Origin of the sequence: Pedobacter heparinus (assembly GCF_032678725.1) — a bacterium.
Lineage (GTDB): Bacteria > Bacteroidota > Bacteroidia > Sphingobacteriales > Sphingobacteriaceae > Pedobacter > Pedobacter heparinus_A.
The window spans coordinates 359,249-375,069 of record NZ_JAVTSC010000003.1 but is presented as its reverse complement, the minus strand read 5'-3'; the positions used below and the strand labels follow the sequence as shown (position 1 = coordinate 375,069).

Below are 15,821 nucleotides of genomic sequence, written 5' to 3'. Positions count from 1 at the left end.
TCGTCAGGAAATCTCTTTTTAGTAGCGTAATGTGGGTAAAATCAGGCAGCAGAGGTTTATATCAGTTATTTACGTAAATTTGCCAGCTCATTACGTTAATAAAGATTAAAGTGTCGTTAGATAAATTAAAACTCAGTAAGCCGCTGGTAGCAGCAATGAATGATGCAGGATATATCTCTGCAAAGGAAATTCAGGCAAAAACGATGTCCAGAATTATTGGTGGACAGGATATCATTGCCATTGGCCCGGAAGGTTGCGGTAAAACTACTACTTACGTGCTGGGTGTTTTAATGAAGCTAAAGTACAGTACTGATGAAGCTCCAAAAGTGCTGATCCTGGTGCCTGATGGCGAGCGCGTGGAGGCTGTGATTGCTGAGTTTATGCTGCTGAGCAAAAACAGGAACCTGCGGATCATTGGTTTATATGGTACGGGTGGTATGGAAGAGGAGATCAATACGCTTTTAGATGGTATTGACATTGTTGTGGCGACGCCAACAAGGGCCCGCGCAGTTTACCTTAAACTGGGATTAAACTTAAACAGACTTGAGATTTTTATTGTAGATGATGCTGAAGCGATCGTAAAGCAGGGCATGCAATTGCCTGTTGCGGAACTGGCCAGAAGTGCGGGTAAAGTACAACATCTTATATTTACTACAGTGGTTCATGATAAACTGAACCTGATGATTGATCAGTTTATGAATTTTCCTGTGACAATTGAAGTGGAAGAATTGGGGGAAAGTAAAGCAGAAACGCATGAGCTTTTGCTGTACCAGGTGCCGAACTTCAAAACAAAAGTTAATCTGTTGAACTATCTGCTAAGAGATGACGAGGTGTTTGATAAAGTAGTGGTATTTGTGAATACACGCTTAACTGCTCAAAAATTATCCAAGAACCTGCATACTGCCAGGCCAGGTGCCGTATCAGTATTGAATCCTTTGTTTTTTGATGAGGAAGGTTTTGATCATATCGATGATTTTAAAGATACCCCGGATGCACGTGTTTTAATTGTGGCTAATGAAGGTTTTTCTGGCTTCGACCTTTCCGGCATTAATTTCATGTTCCATTTTGAGGTTCCGGAAGAGAAGGAAACGTTCCTGAGCAGAGTGGTGAAAGATGGGGAAGAAGAGGTGATAGCCATTACCTTTGCGACCGACCTGGAACTTGCTGAAGTACGAAAAATTGAACATTCGATGGGTAAAAAGATCGATGTGGTGGATTTGCCTGCAGATTTGGTGATTGATAGATCTGTTAAAGCTGCTGCGGTTAAAGTTAAAAAAGAAGAGCTGAATGCTCCTAAGGGTGGTGGTGCTTTCCATGAAAAGAAAGAAAGCAATTCAAAAACCCATAATTATGGGATAGGGCAGAAGGCAAAGATGACGATGAAGAAGAAGCACGGTTAAACCTTCTTTGCTTCGTTCCAGTATACGTCCATTTCGGCCAGCGTCATATCCTGTAAAGCTTTGCCATTTTCTTTGGCCTTGCTTTCCAGGTACTGGAAACGCTTGATGAATTTCTTATTGGTTTTTTCCAGGGCATTTTCAGGGTTGATATTGATGAAACGCGCATAGTTGATCAAAGAGAAAAGCAGGTCTCCAAATTCTCCCTCTGCTTTTTCCACATCAATAGCCGTATTGTCTGCCACATTAAACTCTGCTTTAAATTCCTGCATTTCTTCTTCTACTTTTTCCCAAACCTGGGATTTATCTTCCCAGTCGAAGCCAACACCACGTGCTTTTTCCTGGATGCGGCTGGCTTTTACCAATGAGGGCAGGCCGGCAGGTACGCCTGCCAAAACCGATTTATTGCCTTCCTTGAGTTTTATCTTTTCCCAATTGCGTTTTACATCATGCTCATCCTGCACCTCCAGGTCACCGTAAATGTGTGGATGACGGTTAATGAGTTTATCGCATACGCCATTCAGCACGTCTACAATCGTGAAATCATTCGTTTCTGAGGCAATGCGTGCATAAAATACGAGGTGCATCATCACATCACCAAGCTCCTTTTTTACTTCCTCCAGATCGCCTTCGATAATGGCGTCAGACAATTCATAGGTTTCCTCAATGGTCAGGTGCCTTAAAGTTTCCATGGTTTGTTTCTTGTCCCATGGGCATTCCCTGCGTAGGGTGTCCAGCACTGTAAGTAATCTTTGAAAAGCTGATGATGAATCTGCTGCAGTTAGGGGGGCGATGTGATTAGGCATTGGGCAATATTAATTTACAATGTTAAAGGTAACCATCATTGTGGTTAAAAAAAGAACAACCAGGCCGGATAAGAATATAAAATCGGCAATTTTTTCCAAACGGTCGTTCACGCCCTTTTCTTTTCGCATAGAGAGGAAGGAAAGAATCGAACTCGTCATAAATAAAATAATGGCCAGGGCTGTGGTTTCATCAATCAGTGTACTGTCCTGCATTTTTGAAACCTTAACTGAAGTCAATACGATAAAGCACAGGCCCAGTAAAGTTGCCGAGGTATTCAGAATGTGGGGCGATTTGCTTTCTGCCATGATATATTATTCTTTTTCTTCCAGTTTGATCTTTTTGGTAATCCGGTAAACCCGTCTTTTCTTCTGTGGTTTCTCTTCTCCTCCCAGTAAAATCCCCCAGGGTTTCAACTGGTCAACTTTATCGAAAATAATTTTAAGCATAGCCAGGTAAGGAATACATAAAAACATACCTGATATGCCCCAGATCATTTCACCTACTACTATGCCGATAAAAGCGAACAAGGCGTTGATCTTTACTTTAGAGCCCACCACCAAAGGCATCAGTACATTGCCATCAAGGGCATGTATACTCACAAAAGCAATGACAACCAATAAAACCTTGGCTGCTCCTGCAGTCGCAAAAGTGATCAGTACACTGATCAGCAGTGCGGTAAATATACCCAGATAGGGCACGATATTGAAAATCCCGGAGATCAATCCAAGCAATACCGCGTACTTTACATTTAATATCCATAGCGTGAATATCATCAGGACGGTAACAATAAGCATCTGCAGGAAAAGGCCTGTAATGTACTTTTTAATGATGTATTGAATTTGTCTTACAATTTCACTCACTTTTTGCTGATGTTTTTCTTCAAAAACCGAGCTCAGAAAATTAAAAAGAATGCCCCGGTAGTTCAGGATGAAAAAGGTGAACAATAAAAGGAAGGACAAAAACAAAAGGGTAGAAGAAACCGTGAGCAAGGTTGCACCCAATACGGTGGCGCTGGTAGCTACAGCACTGCTGGCACTGTCTTTCAGGTAGTCAATCTGTTTTTGTGTATTTACCCCAAATGTTCTGGATATCCATTGCTGAACATCATGAAATGAGGTTTCGGCCTGGTGTTTCAGCAATGGCCAGTCCTTCCATAAGTCGGTTAACTGGTTGGCCAGAAAGTATAATATCGAAGAGATCACCCCAATCATCAACACTACCGATATAATGGAGGCAATGCTTCTTTTAAAGCGCCATTTCTGCTCCAGAAAATTGGCCATTGGTAATAGCAGTAAGGCTAGTAGAAATGAAGTGAGCAATGGTGCCAGAATGGTTTGCCCTAAAATGGCCAGGTAACCTGCGCAAATAATAGAAAACAGCACCATGGCCAGTTTGGTATAAAAGGGTAGAGATACTTGTGTCATGAGCAGCTGGATTAATTAAAGATGTAAATTACCAAAAAATTTAATTTTTATTGCCAATCGCTGGCTTCGTCAAGTATGGCGATGTCTTCTGTATTTAATTTTAATGAAGCGGCTTTAACCAGCTCATCCAGCTGTGTCAGGTCGGTTACGCTGGCAATAGGAGCAGTAACGGAGGGTTTTGCGATCAGCCATGCCAATGCTATGCTGGCCTGGTTTGCGTTGTACTGCTCCGAAACCTGGTCTAATGCCTTTAATATTTTAAACCCACGCTCATTCAGGTATTTTTTTATGCCCCCGCCACGCTGACTTTTATTCAGATCGGCTTCCGAACGATATTTTCCTGTTAAAAAACCGCTGGCCAGTGCATAATAGTTCATCATACCCAGCTGATGGTCAATTACTACCTGCTCCAGTTCTTTCTCATAAGCTTCGCGCTGGTATAAATTGTATTCGGGCTGCAGGGTTTGATACCTGGGCAGTTTTAATTTTTCAGCGGTTTCCAATGCTGCGGTAAGACGTGCTGCCGAAAAGTTGGATGCGCCTATCCAGCGTACTTTGCCTGCCCTGATCAGCTGATCATACACTTCAAGGGTGTCTTCTATTGGTGTTTCCGGATCATCATAATGGGATTGGTACAAGTCTATGTAATCGGTTTTTAGTCGTTTTAAAGATCCCTCTACGGATTTAATAAGGTGATCTTTAGCCAGGCTTTTTTTTGTTGAACCGGGAATAGATCCAACCTTTGTCGCAATGATCATCTGCTGACGGTTTTTTCTTTGCTCCATCCAGTTGCCTATAATGGTTTCAGATTCTCCGCCTTTATTTCCAGGTGCCCAGTGTGAATACGAATCGGCAGTATCTATAAAGTTAAAACCGGCATCAGTAAATCCGTCCAGTATTCCGAACGAGGTTTGTTCATCTATGGTCCATCCAAATACATTTCCGCCAAAGGTGATGGGATAAACCTCCAGATCTGACTGGCCTAATTGTCTTTTATTCATGAACTTGAATTTATTTGTTATCAGTTTAACAATTGAACTATCCTTTTGTTGCTCTTAGCATCTCTCTTTTTCCAGGGGCACCGGGTAACTTTTCCAGGATAAAACCGATAGCTTTCAGGGCGCGTTTCAGTTTGCCGGTAATGGCATAGGTTACAAAAACACCTCCTGGTTTTAAATAACTGCAGGCATGGGCAATGATTTCTTCTGTCCACATTTCAGGCTGATGTTGTACGGAAAAGGCATCGTAGTAGATCAGGTCAAACTGCAGGCTCGTTTCATACCGGTGCAGGTAAGTGTGTACAATTTTAAGCTGCTGATCAGGAAGAACGTTTACAGCTTGTTGCAGTGCCTTACCATAGTTGCTGATCATTCCGTTCCATATGGCTTCTGGTACGTAGTTATGGTAACCGGTCGATTCCAGTTCTTCTACTTGTAGCGGAAAAGCTTCCAGTGCCGTGTACTTCAGCAGAACCTGGTTTTCGGCGCAGTGGGCAGCGCTCAGCAAGAAGTTAAGTCCGGTGCCAAAACCCACTTCAAGTATACTGATTTCCTGTTCCGGAAAACTACTGATGGCATGCTTTAAGCCCGCATCTATAAATACGTGCTTGCTTTCCTGCAGGGCGCCATGTTTGGAATGGTAATGCTCGCCAATGCTTTCGTTATATAAGGTATTGGAACCGTCGGCAGTTAAGGTGATCTTGTTCATTAAGCAAACTTAGAGAAAATAGTTTTTAACTTTAGACCTTATTAATTAAGTGCCATGGATATTGAATCATTAAGAGACTATTGTCTGAGTTTAAAAGGAACGACAGAAGGCATGAAATGGGACCATCTGTGTTTCATGATCGGAGAAAAGATTTTTGTACTGGCCTCACTGGAAAACGGGCATTTGTGCATGAAGTGTGACCAGGAGGATTTTGATGGCTTAACCGCAAGGCCGGGAATTAAGCAGGCACCGCATTTTGCAAAGAGACAATGGGTAGTACTGGAAAATCTTAATGCCCTTCCATCTGCCGAACTGCAAAGCCGGATTACTGAATCCCGAAAGCTTGTTTTAAGTAAGTTGTCCAAAAAATTGCAGGCCGGGTTTATTTAAACTTGTATAAATCTACACCCTTCCAGGCAATGTATCCAAGCTTTGCACACTTGTTTGATACCAAACTGGTAATTGCTGCGGGTACATCATTTACAATCATCCAGCGGATGGTATAATTGCTGTTGTAACTCAGGTAAATCACCAGGTCTTCCATATCCTTAACATCCTGCAATTCCTTATCCAGGAATGCCTGCAAATCTGCAGCAAAACCTTCCAGCCTTTCATTCATCATTCGGGTAAGGGGTGCCTTGGGCCTTGCCTCAAAATCAATAATTGCCAATACAGTGATTGTGGTCATCAATTGTGTTTATGGTTTCAGATATGCAAGAACTTTGCCAAGAATGCTGACAGGTATGCTGCATTCCATCAATTAATTTTTTTATTGTTAAGGAATGAAATGTAATTGTAGAAATAGTATTTATATTATATTTATAGCAGCGTTACTTTTACAGCCATACCATCAAGATCAACCAAAATGATACAAAATAAAGGCTTAAAAAAAACATTAACTCCATTTATGCTTTGGGGGCTTGGTGTGGGGTATGTGATTTCAGGAATGTATTTTGGCTGGAACCTGGGGCTGGAAAAGGGTGGTACAGGAGGAATGGCCATTGCTACACTGGCGGTCATGCTGATGTACGTTACCTTTACTTTCAGTTATGCAGAACTTGCCTGTGCCATTCCAAAGGCTGGTGGGGTGTTTGATTATGCGAATAAGGCAATGGGGAGGAATATCGGTTTTATAGCAGGTATTGCCCAGATTGTTGAATTTATACTAGCCCCACCAGCCATTGCGTTTGCTATTGGCGCCTATTTTAATGCTTTTTTTCCGCAGGTTCCGATATTGACCAGCGCAATCACGGTTTACTTTATTTTTACGGCCTTAAATATTTACGGGATTAAAGCTGCGGCCTCTTTCGAAGTGATTATAACTGTACTGGCAGTAGCTGAGCTCTTGTTGTTTTCGGGCCTGGCCGCGCCTAAGTTTGAAATGGCAAACCTGACACACAATGCTTTTCCTAATGGTTGGGGCGGGGTATTTGCCGCCATACCTTTTGCCATCTGGTTTTTTCTCGGGATTGAGGGGATTGCCAATGTGGCCGAGGAGACCAAAAACCCACAGAAAGACATTGGTAAAGGTTTTGGCTGGGCCATATTTACACTAGCCATCCTTTGCATCATGATATTTGTTACTGCAACCGGGATTGCCGGCTGGGAAGCAATTGTGTATAAAAATGGCACAGGTGGCGAAACATCGGATTCTCCTTTACCCCTGGCACTGGCTAAAATCACCGGGAATAATCATGCCATGTATCATTTATTGATCACTGTAGGCTTATTTGGTTTGGTCGCTTCTTTTCACGGCCTGATCCTGGCCGCTGGCCGCTCTACTTATGAGATGGGGCGGGTACACAACATTCCTTCCTTTTTGGGGGAAATTTCTCCGCGCTTTCATACTCCTGCCAATGCATTGATCGGGAATATGGTAATTGGGATCCTGGCCCTGCTGTCGGGTAAAACTTCGGAGATCATTATTCTTTCTGTTTTTGGTGCATTAACACTATACATTATCGCCATGATATCGATTATGGTACTCAGAAAAAAACAACCAGAACTGCAACGCCCCTTCAGCGTCGCTTTTTACCCCGCTTTTCCAATTATTGCCTTAGTCATAGCCACTATATCTATCCTGGCTATGTTTATTTTTAACCCCCTATTGGGCTTTATTTATTTTTCCATTCTGGTGATCACCTTTTTACTGTACCGAATCTTTAAAAAAGCTGAACTATGACAACACAAGAGTTATTAGCGTATGTTAAACAACATCCATCTGGTAAGGTAAAGCTTGCGGTAACAGATATAGATGGGGTGTTAAGGGGTAAATATCTGGCTGCTGAAAAATTTGTTGCGCTTGTAGAGGGACGGCTGGGCTTTTGCGATGTAACTTTTGGCTGGGACATGGGCGATGTAGCCTACGATAATGTGAAATATACGGGCTGGCATACCGGCTATCCGGATGCACCGGTAAAAATTGACCTGGATACCTTCCGCAAAATACCATGGGAAAATGACATTCCCTTTTTTCTTGGTGATTTTGTAGATGAGGCCGGTAAGGCCGGTTATGCCTGCCCCAGGCAGTTGTTGCGTAAAGTGCTGGCCGACGCGGAACAACAGGGCTACCAGCCCTATTTTTCACAGGAATTTGAGTGGTTCAATTTTTCGGAAACACCAGATACTGCACAGCAGAAGAATTTTTCAGGACTTACGCCTTTGACACCGGGTATGTTTGGCTATTCTATTTTACGAAGCACGCTAAAGAATGCTTATATGTCTGATCTGTTTGACTTGCTGACCCGTTTTGGTGTTCCAATAGAGGGCTTACATACGGAGACCGGACCGGGTGTATACGAGGCAGCCATTAAATATGCCCCGGTTTTGCAGGCTGCAGACCAAGCGGTGCTGTTTAAAACAGCAGTGAAGGAAATTGCCTACAAGCATGGTATTATGGCTACTTTTATGGCTAAGATCAGTGAGAACCTGCCGGGCTGCAGTGGGCATGTACACCAGAGTTTATGGGATAAAGATGCACAGCATAACTTGTTTTATGAAGCGGAGGACCCGCATAAGATGAGCGGATTGATGCGGAGCTATATCGCAGGACAGCTGCATTGTCTGCCACATATATTACCGATGATTGCACCAACCATCAACAGCTACAAAAGATTGGTTGAAGGAGCATGGGCACCTACTACATTAACCTGGGGTATAGACAACCGGACAGTAGCCTTGCGAGCCCTGCCTTGCAATGCCAAGGCTACCCGACTGGAAACCCGGGTAGTGGGCTCAGACACGAATCCTTACCTGGCACTGGCAGCATGCCTGGCTGCCGGTTTATATGGGGTTAAACATGAGCTGAAACTTGAAAAAACAGCTACAACTGGCAATGGGTATAAAGATCTTTCAAACGGTATATTGCCAGGCAGTCTTCTGGAGGCCACCCAGCTGATGAAAAATTCTGCTATTGCCAAAGCGTTGTTTGGAGATCGGTTTGTAGAACATTTTACACTGACAAGAGAGTGGGAGTGCAGGCAGTATGCCAAAGCAGTTACCGACTGGGAGCTAAAGCGGTATTTTGAGATCATATAAGTTTTTCGGTGTAATTTCAACCATAGATCATGACATTTGACAAAGTATATCAATATAATTTCCCTACAACCATTCGTTTTGGGGCGGGCGCGGTAAAGGAATTGCCGGCATATCTGGCGCAAAACGGGTTAAGGCGTGCCTTGCTTGTGACTGACCAGACAATTGCCACATTGCCCTTTTTTAAAACGATTGTACAGGATTTACAGGTACACAACATTTCGGTCGAAGTGTTTCATGACATCCATAAAAATCCGGTAAAAAGTGATGTGTATAAGGGAACGGAGATCTGGGACAAGACCAACAGGGACAGCATTATTGGCATTGGGGGTGGCGCAGCTTTGGATGTGGCCAGGGCCATTGTATTGCGGGTAAACCATAGAGAAGATCTTTTTAAATACGATGACCTGATTGGGGGTGATGTATTTGTGACCAATGAGGTACCCCATTTTATCACCATTCCAACCACTTCCGGAACTGGAAGTGAAGTGGGAAGGAGTGCCATTATCGCCGATGATGAAAGCCATCAGAAGAAAATTCTTTTTTCACCTAAGCTGATGGCCAGGATCGTATTTGCAGATCCTTTGCTGACCATGGACCTGCCACCTTTTGTTACCGCGGCGACTGGCATGGATGCACTTACCCATAATATGGAGGCTTTTCTGGCTAAAAATCCACATCCGCTTTGCGATGGCATTGCACTGGAAGGTATATCACTGATTAAAGATGCGCTGGAAAGGGCCACCAATAAGCCCGACCTGGAAAGCAGGAGCAAAATGCTGATGGCGGCTATGATGGGGGCCATAGCTTTTCAAAAGGGCCTGGGTGTGGTACACTCTTTGGCGCATCCGCTTTCTTCATTGCTGGATACGCACCATGGGCTGGCGAATGCAGTGAACCTACCCTATGGCATGGAATTTAACATTGCAGGTTTTGAGGATAAATTCCGCCGCATTGCCAGGACGCTGGAACTGAAAAATGAGACTGGTGAGGCCGTGGTTCAATACCTTTTTGATTTAAATACGCAGGTGCACCTCCCGCATCATTTAAGGGATATCGGTGTTAAAGCGGAACATATAGAGACACTGGCCGATCTGGCTGCAGCCGATTTTGCACATCCAAATAATCCAAAGCCAGTATCGCGGGAAGATTTTAAAAAGTTATATTTAAAGGCGCTTTAGTCATGGTAAAATTGTTAAAAGCAGCCAATGAAGAAAAAAATAGGGATAAGTTATACGGAAGCCAATTTTCAGAACTACTGGAACTGGTTTACACCGGAGGATTTAGGGGAAGAGACAGAACTGGTGGAACTTTCTTTTGAAAGGAACAATAGGGCAGATATTGAAGATTGTGATGGTTTTGTACTTACTGGTGGTATTGATGTACTGCCTGCTATATATGGAGGTGCGGAAGAGTATCCTTACCGTCCGGATGAGTTTTTGCCGGAAAGAGATGAGTTTGAACGCTTAATTTATAGTTACGCGCAGGAAGCAAAAATCCCGGTATTGGGTATATGCAGAGGGATGCAGTACATCAATATCATGGAGGGCGGAAAAGTTTTTGAAGATAATGGGGAAAAGCTGAACCGCTTGCATAAAAAGGAGACGGACGATAAGGTACATGAGGTAATTGTAAATACCCATAGTTTATTGTATGCAATTACAGGCCAGAAAAGAGGGGAAGTAAACAGTGCGCATCACCAGTCTGTAAAGCCTGATAAGTTAGGTGATAACCTGATGGTTAGCGCTTATGCTGATACACCAAACCCAATTATAGAAGCACTCGAATTTAAAGATAAAAGCGATAAGGCTTTTATGATCGGAGTGCAATGGCATCCGGAGCGAATGAGAGAAAAGGAACTCAATCCGTTATCCCAAAAGATTAAAGAACAGTTTGTTAAGGAAGTGAAAAACCATATACGATGAACATTGTAAATCCGGCTACAGAAGAAATTATTACAACGGTAAAAGAGGACGACAGCAAATCGCTTGCGCATAAACGAAATTTGCTCAAAATGGGGCAAAAGAACTGGGCCGCCAGAAGTTTGACAGAACGCCTGGCTGTAATTGCGCAGTTTTACCATTTGCTGGATGTAGAAAAAGAACGGCTTGCCGCAATACTTACTGCTGAAGTAGGTAAACCTTTACAACAGGCCCGGAATGAAATTAACGGTGCCAGGACCAGGATCAAATGGATGCTGGACCATGCGGTCCAATACCTTTCTGAGGAGCTGGTGATGGATACACCGGAACTGAAAGAAAAGATCTCCTACGGTCCGCTGGGCATTATCTGCAACATCTCGGCCTGGAATTATCCTTACCTGGTGGGGGTAAACGTTTTTATTCCGGCACTATTGGCTGGCAACGGAGTGATGTATAAACCCTCTGAGTATGCAACTTTAACCGGGTTAGAAATAGAAAAATTATTGAAGCAGGCAGGATTACCTGATGATGTATTTAAAATTGCTATAGGTGCCAAAGAAACAGGCGAACATTTGCTGGACATGAACTTTGATGGGTATTTCTTTACCGGATCTTACCGCACGGGAAAACATATTTATGAGCGTGTGGCTCCAAAAATGGTTGCCTGCCAGCTGGAACTGGGTGGTAAAGACCCTTTGTATGTTGCGGATGATGTAAAAGATATTACTGCAGTAGCTGCCGGTACGGCCGATGGTGCTTTTTACAATAACGGACAAAGTTGCTGTGCGGTAGAACGGATCTATGTGCATGAAAAAGTCTACGATGATTATGTATCGGCTTTTGTAAAAGAAGTGGAATCCTGGAAAACAGGGCTTCCAACTGAGGATGGAGTATATATAGGGGCCTTGACCAGAAGTGAACAGCTGACGGTATTGGAACTTCAGGTTAAAGAGGCCCTGCAAAATGGCGCTGTGTTGCTAACAGGTGGTAAAAGGAAGAGTGGCACAGGCAATTATTTTGAACCTACTGTTCTGACCAATGTAACCAATCATATGAAACTGATGCAGGAAGAAAGCTTTGGTCCGATCATTGGCATTATGAAGGTGAATGATGATGCAGAAGCACTTTATCTGATGCAGGATACTGCTTACGGCCTGACTGCTGCGGTTTACTCGGAAAGCAGGGAAAGGGCTGAAAATATCCTTTCGCAGATTGATTCAGGTACTGGTTACTGGAATTGCTGCGACCGGGTAAGTGCCGGGCTGCCCTGGAGCGGCAGACGGCATTCTGGTATCGGCTACACACTTTCTCATCAGGGTTTTCGTGCTTTTACCAAGCCTAAGGCCTGGCATTTGAGGAGCTGATTGCTTCTTAAACAAGCACCTTATATCCTAAAACTATTACTTGTTAAACCAGTAGTAAAGCTTGGTGAGTCCAAGTTTCCTGAGGATGGTACCGGTAAAGGAAAATACATTTATAGATTTCATCTCTTCGCATTTTATACCTATTTAACATATTTTAACAAATATTATTGTGTAACCTTTCAAATTTTTGTTATAAAAGAGAGGGTCCGCGGTGTGATTTTAGGACATTAATTTTTTTCGCTGGCCAATATACAGCCCGATGATCACCATAAAGGTACCAAAAACTGTGTATAGCGTAATTGGCTCATTCAGTAGCCACCAGGCATAAAAAAAACCGAATAATGGACAGAGAAAAAGCCATAGGGATGCCTTTACGGTATCGATTTTTAACAGATAGAACCAGCAGATCAGCCCTACAACGGAAACGGAGAAACTAAGCCACAATACTGAATAGATGAATCTGTGGTCAAAATTTAAAGAAGAAAAATCACTAAATGTAAGCGTAAAAGGCAAGAGAAATAATCCGCCCAAGGTTACCTGCCAGCCATTGATCAGTAAATTGGGTAGCGTCCATTGTATCCTTGCGTAATAGACACTGGCAAAGGATACCGCAACCATACTTAACATCAATATGGCTACCCCGGAAATGGTGGTGTCGCTATTTTTAAGAAGTGGATAAGTGGCCAGGCCTATACCAAGCATGCCAATAATGATGCTGATGATCTCGGCCTTTGCCGGCCGGCGGCCCATTAGCCAGGAGGAGAGCAGTACAATGAGTAGCGGATTGGTAGAGGTGGACAGGCTGCCAATGCCGGCTGCGGTATATTTCATGGCATATACGTATAAGCCAAGGTATACCGTGGTGTTCAGAAAGCCAAATATAGCCAATTGCCGCCACTCTGTATAGGTGGGCAAACGGTATTGTTTGTCTTTACTGATCAGGTAACAAAAGCCAAGCAACACAAAACCTGCGATAAAGAAACGCAGGTTGCCCAGGATTAAAGGAGGTGACGACAAAATGCCGAATTTGGTTGCTACAGATGCTGAGGCCCACAGCATTGCAAAAAGTAAACCGATAAAGATGTTCTTCACACAGCAAAGGTAAGGCAAGAAAGAATGATATTTGCTACATTTTATCTAAGTTTGGCGCAACTAATTTTTTTTATAATGAAACAACTGATTTTACTGGTACAGCTGGTAGCTCTTGCTTTAGGCAGTTTTGCCCAAAAAAAGCAATTGACCATGCAGGATGCCATCAGCAACGCGCGTACAACGCTTGCGCCTGAAAACTTATCTCAAGTTCAATTTGTATATGGAACGGAGGATTATGTATATGCCAAACGTATCGGCAATTTGCCGGTATGGTTTCGCGGTAATGCAAAATCGGTTTCCGATCAGCCATTTCTTTCCCTGGCGCAGTTAAACCAGAAATTAAGAACTGCACAAATGGATACTTTAAAGATGATGCCTTTGGTACAGTTTAACCAGGGGCTGGAATGGATTTTGAACCTGAACGGTAGTAAAATCGCGTTAAACCCGGTTAGCAATAAGGTAAATGTGCTTGTTGATTCATCTGTTTTTGCTAAAAGTAATGTGGAGGAAAGTAAGGCTGGCTATGTGGCCTACCTGGATAATTTTAACCTGTTTGTAAGCAGAGGTACGGATCAGAAACAGGTAACTGCTGATGGGACTAAAGATATTGTATATGCTTCATCTGTACACAGGGAGGAGTTTGGAATCAGCAAAGGAACTTTCTGGAGCAATAACGGCAGGCAGCTTGCTTTTTACAGGATGGACCAGACTATGGTTACGGATTACCCGATCATTGACTGGACCAGCAGGCCTGCACACAATGTAAACATTAAATATCCGATGGCCGGAGATAAAAGTCATCAGGTAACAGTTGGTGTATACAACGCAGATACTAAAGCACTGGTTTACTTAAAAACCGGCGAACCGGCTGAGCAGTATTTAACCAATATTGCCTGGAGCCCGGACGATAAATATCTTTATATAGCGGTTCTGAACCGTGGACAAAACCATATGAAGCTGAACCAGTATGATGCGCTGACTGGAGAATTTATTAAAACTTTGTTTGAAGAGAAAGAGGAGAAGTATGTAGAGCCACTGGTGCCGATGCTGTTTTTAAAGAATGATCCTTCTAAATTTATCTGGCAAAGTAACAGGGATGGATGGAACCATCTTTATTTGTATGATTTAAAGGGTAGAGTACTTCAGCAATTAACCAAAGGTAACTGGGAAGTGCTGGATGTCAAGGGTTTTGATGCCAAAGGTGGTCAGCTGTTCTATGTTTCAACTGAAGAATCACCAATTACCAGGAATTTATATGTGCTGAATGTGAAATCAGGTAAATCGCGTAGAATTACCCAGGGATTTGCGGTGCACAACTCACAAGTCAGTACTTCAGGAAATTCAGTGATTGATATTTACAGTACACCGGATGAGCCAAGGGTGGTACAGCTGGTGGAAATGGCTTCGTCCAAGGCTAAAGTTTTGTTAAAGGCAGCGAATCCTTTGGCTGATTATGCAACAGAGAAGTCTGCCATATTTACCATTAAGGGCAAATCGGGGGATGAGCTGTATCTGAACTTGTATAAGCCGCTGAATTATGATACCGGTAAAAAATATCCTGTAGTAGTTTATTGGTATGGTGGCCCACATGCACAACTGATCACCAACGGCTGGAATGCAGGAGCGGGGGATTACTGGTCGCGCTATATGGCGCAAAGGGGGTATGTGGTGCTTACGGTTGATGTGAGGGGCAGTGACAACAGGGGCAAGGCTTTTGAGCAATCGATGTTTCGTCGCGCTGGTGAGGTACAAATGGAAGATATGATGGCTGCAGTTGATTATCTGAAGAGTCAGTCTTATGTGGATGCTTCAAATATGGGACTATTTGGCTGGAGCTTTGGTGGCTTTGCGACTACAGATTTTATGCTGACGCACCCAGGCGTATTTAAAGCTGCGGTAGCTGGTGGACCGGTAATCAACTGGGCTTTTTATGAGATTATGTATACCGAACGTTATATGGATACCCCACAGGAAAATCCGGAGGGATACGCGGCTACTTATCTGAGCAACCGGGTTGATCAGCTGAAGGGGAAGCTACTGCTGATCCATGGGCAACAGGATCCGGTTGTGGTGCAGCAACATTCGGTTGATTTTGTGAAACACGCTGTGGATAAAGGGATGCAGGTAGATTATATGATCTATCCGGGACATGAGCATAATGTATTGGGTAAAGACCGGGTGCATTTGTATCAGAAAGTGACAGATTATTTTGATTTGTATCTGAAAAAATAACGGGGAAAATAACCGTTCTCTTCAAGGGCTGCATAACCGCGCTGAAGAAGCGCGGAGACGCGAGGCCCTTTCAGAGAAGGTAATTTTCCTTCTAAACAGGAGTAGAAACAAACACTATGTCTCGTCTGAGAAGGTGATTTTCCTTCTAAACGATTAAGGGACGGTGCCACTAGTACTGTCCTTCTTTTTACCAAAAAATTCAGTGCTGCGAGCCGGCATTCAAAATCCGCTTCAGGATTTTGCGGAGGCGAACAGCAGCTGTATTTTTTCCCTTGCCCTTCCGCAAAATGTTTGGCGAGGCGAATAGCATCTGTATTTTTTTCACTAATTTTACGCCTCAAA

16 protein-coding genes are annotated in these 15,821 nt (G+C 43.4%); 8 read left to right on the top strand and 8 right to left on the bottom strand.

The window, feature by feature from the left end; all coding sequences use genetic code 11:
* The first annotated feature begins 110 nt into the window (after positions 1-110).
* The gene (locus R2Q85_RS06960) at positions 111-1,400 is read left to right on the top strand and encodes a DEAD/DEAH box helicase (RefSeq protein ID WP_316811032.1); all 1,290 of its coding nucleotides are present in this window, start codon (positions 111-113) and stop codon (positions 1,398-1,400) included.
* Here the strand turns inward: R2Q85_RS06960 and mazG are convergent.
* Genes mazG through mnmD form a run of 5 tightly spaced genes read right to left on the bottom strand, consistent with a single transcriptional unit; the run spans position 1,397 to position 5,335 of the window.
* Positions 1,397-2,203: a nucleoside triphosphate pyrophosphohydrolase gene (gene mazG / locus R2Q85_RS06955; protein WP_316811031.1), complete on the bottom strand. Its 807-nt coding sequence runs from the start codon at positions 2,201-2,203 to the stop codon at positions 1,397-1,399. The genes R2Q85_RS06960 and mazG overlap by 4 nt on opposite strands.
* 9 nt (positions 2,204-2,212) lie before the next feature.
* Entirely contained in the window at positions 2,213-2,509 is a 297-nt protein-coding gene (locus R2Q85_RS06950) for a hypothetical protein (protein ID WP_316811030.1), read from the bottom strand.
* 6 nt (positions 2,510-2,515) lie between these two features.
* Positions 2,516-3,628, bottom strand: a complete 1,113-nt coding sequence (locus R2Q85_RS06945; protein WP_316811028.1) for an AI-2E family transporter — start codon at positions 3,626-3,628, stop codon at positions 2,516-2,518.
* 47 nt (positions 3,629-3,675) lie between these two features.
* Complete coding sequence (locus tag R2Q85_RS06940) at positions 3,676-4,629, bottom strand: aldo/keto reductase (RefSeq protein WP_316811027.1); 954 nt, start codon at positions 4,627-4,629, stop codon at positions 3,676-3,678.
* 37 nt (positions 4,630-4,666) lie between these two features.
* Complete coding sequence (gene mnmD, locus R2Q85_RS06935; protein WP_316811025.1) at positions 4,667-5,335, bottom strand: tRNA (5-methylaminomethyl-2-thiouridine)(34)-methyltransferase MnmD; 669 nt, start codon at positions 5,333-5,335, stop codon at positions 4,667-4,669.
* Between the two features lie 54 nt (positions 5,336-5,389).
* Here mnmD and R2Q85_RS06930 point away from each other — a divergent pair, with 54 nt between their 5' ends.
* On the top strand, positions 5,390-5,725 hold the full coding sequence (locus tag R2Q85_RS06930) for an MmcQ/YjbR family DNA-binding protein (RefSeq protein ID WP_316811024.1): 336 nt from the start codon (positions 5,390-5,392) through the stop codon (positions 5,723-5,725).
* On the opposite strand, the gene R2Q85_RS06925 is transcribed toward R2Q85_RS06930, so the two are convergent.
* Positions 5,718-6,023, bottom strand: coding sequence for a hypothetical protein (locus R2Q85_RS06925; protein ID WP_316811023.1), 306 nt, complete (start codon positions 6,021-6,023; stop codon positions 5,718-5,720). The genes R2Q85_RS06930 and R2Q85_RS06925 overlap by 8 nt on opposite strands.
* A gap of 177 nt (positions 6,024-6,200) precedes the next feature.
* On the opposite strand from R2Q85_RS06925, the gene eat reads away from it, so the two are divergent.
* The 5 genes from eat to R2Q85_RS06900 are packed head-to-tail and all read left to right on the top strand — an operon-like array spanning position 6,201 to position 12,155.
* Complete coding sequence (gene eat, locus R2Q85_RS06920) at positions 6,201-7,517, top strand: ethanolamine permease (protein WP_316811022.1); 1,317 nt, start codon at positions 6,201-6,203, stop codon at positions 7,515-7,517.
* Positions 7,514-8,872, top strand: coding sequence for a glutamine synthetase family protein (locus R2Q85_RS06915; protein WP_316811021.1), 1,359 nt, complete (start codon positions 7,514-7,516; stop codon positions 8,870-8,872). Before eat ends, R2Q85_RS06915 begins: the two co-directional genes overlap by 4 nt.
* A gap of 29 nt (positions 8,873-8,901) precedes the next feature.
* The gene (locus R2Q85_RS06910) at positions 8,902-10,050 is read left to right on the top strand and encodes an iron-containing alcohol dehydrogenase (protein WP_316811020.1); all 1,149 of its coding nucleotides are present in this window, start codon (positions 8,902-8,904) and stop codon (positions 10,048-10,050) included.
* A 27-nt stretch (positions 10,051-10,077) separates the two neighbouring features.
* Positions 10,078-10,794 (top strand): gamma-glutamyl-gamma-aminobutyrate hydrolase family protein, encoded by a 717-nt coding sequence (locus tag R2Q85_RS06905; protein ID WP_316811019.1) that lies wholly within the window; start codon positions 10,078-10,080, stop codon positions 10,792-10,794.
* Complete coding sequence (locus R2Q85_RS06900) at positions 10,791-12,155, top strand: aldehyde dehydrogenase family protein (RefSeq protein WP_316811018.1); 1,365 nt, start codon at positions 10,791-10,793, stop codon at positions 12,153-12,155. The genes R2Q85_RS06905 and R2Q85_RS06900 overlap by 4 nt, the downstream gene beginning before the upstream one ends.
* A gap of 219 nt (positions 12,156-12,374) precedes the next feature.
* Here the strand turns inward: R2Q85_RS06900 and R2Q85_RS06895 are convergent, their stop codons facing one another.
* Positions 12,375-13,247 carry a DMT family transporter gene (locus R2Q85_RS06895; RefSeq protein ID WP_316811017.1) on the bottom strand — a complete coding sequence of 291 codons (873 nt, stop codon included), beginning with the start codon at positions 13,245-13,247 and terminating at the stop codon, positions 12,375-12,377.
* Between the two features lie 75 nt (positions 13,248-13,322).
* On the opposite strand from R2Q85_RS06895, the gene R2Q85_RS06890 reads away from it, so the two are divergent.
* A complete protein-coding gene (locus R2Q85_RS06890) occupies positions 13,323-15,479 on the top strand; it encodes a S9 family peptidase (RefSeq protein ID WP_316811016.1) in 2,157 nt (718 codons plus the stop codon).
* On the opposite strand, the gene R2Q85_RS06885 is transcribed toward R2Q85_RS06890, so the two are convergent.
* Positions 15,452-15,820: a hypothetical protein gene (locus R2Q85_RS06885; RefSeq protein ID WP_316811015.1), complete on the bottom strand. Its 369-nt coding sequence runs from the start codon at positions 15,818-15,820 to the stop codon at positions 15,452-15,454. The two genes, R2Q85_RS06890 and R2Q85_RS06885, sit on opposite strands and share 28 nt — an antisense overlap.
* Between the last annotated feature and the right edge of the window lies 1 nt (position 15,821).

What these genes read in the sequence shown, in the direction of transcription:
- mazG (WP_316811031.1), bottom strand. Translation starts at nt 2,203, where the DNA reads ATGCCTAATCACATCGCCCCCCTAACTGCAGCAGATTCATCATCAGCT.
- R2Q85_RS06950 (WP_316811030.1), bottom strand. Translation starts at nt 2,509, where the DNA reads ATGGCAGAAAGCAAATCGCCCCACATTCTGAATACCTCGGCAACTTTA.
- R2Q85_RS06945 (WP_316811028.1), bottom strand. Translation starts at nt 3,628, where the DNA reads ATGACACAAGTATCTCTACCCTTTTATACCAAACTGGCCATGGTGCTG.
- R2Q85_RS06940 (WP_316811027.1), bottom strand. Translation starts at nt 4,629, where the DNA reads ATGAATAAAAGACAATTAGGCCAGTCAGATCTGGAGGTTTATCCCATC.
- mnmD (WP_316811025.1), bottom strand. Translation starts at nt 5,335, where the DNA reads ATGAACAAGATCACCTTAACTGCCGACGGTTCCAATACCTTATATAAC.
- R2Q85_RS06930 (WP_316811024.1), top strand. Translation starts at nt 5,390, where the DNA reads ATGGATATTGAATCATTAAGAGACTATTGTCTGAGTTTAAAAGGAACG.
- R2Q85_RS06925 (WP_316811023.1), bottom strand. Translation starts at nt 6,023, where the DNA reads ATGACCACAATCACTGTATTGGCAATTATTGATTTTGAGGCAAGGCCC.
- eat (WP_316811022.1), top strand. Translation starts at nt 6,201, where the DNA reads ATGATACAAAATAAAGGCTTAAAAAAAACATTAACTCCATTTATGCTT.
- R2Q85_RS06915 (WP_316811021.1), top strand. Translation starts at nt 7,514, where the DNA reads ATGACAACACAAGAGTTATTAGCGTATGTTAAACAACATCCATCTGGT.
- R2Q85_RS06910 (WP_316811020.1), top strand. Translation starts at nt 8,902, where the DNA reads ATGACATTTGACAAAGTATATCAATATAATTTCCCTACAACCATTCGT.
- R2Q85_RS06905 (WP_316811019.1), top strand. Translation starts at nt 10,078, where the DNA reads ATGAAGAAAAAAATAGGGATAAGTTATACGGAAGCCAATTTTCAGAAC.
- R2Q85_RS06900 (WP_316811018.1), top strand. Translation starts at nt 10,791, where the DNA reads ATGAACATTGTAAATCCGGCTACAGAAGAAATTATTACAACGGTAAAA.
- R2Q85_RS06890 (WP_316811016.1), top strand. Translation starts at nt 13,323, where the DNA reads ATGAAACAACTGATTTTACTGGTACAGCTGGTAGCTCTTGCTTTAGGC.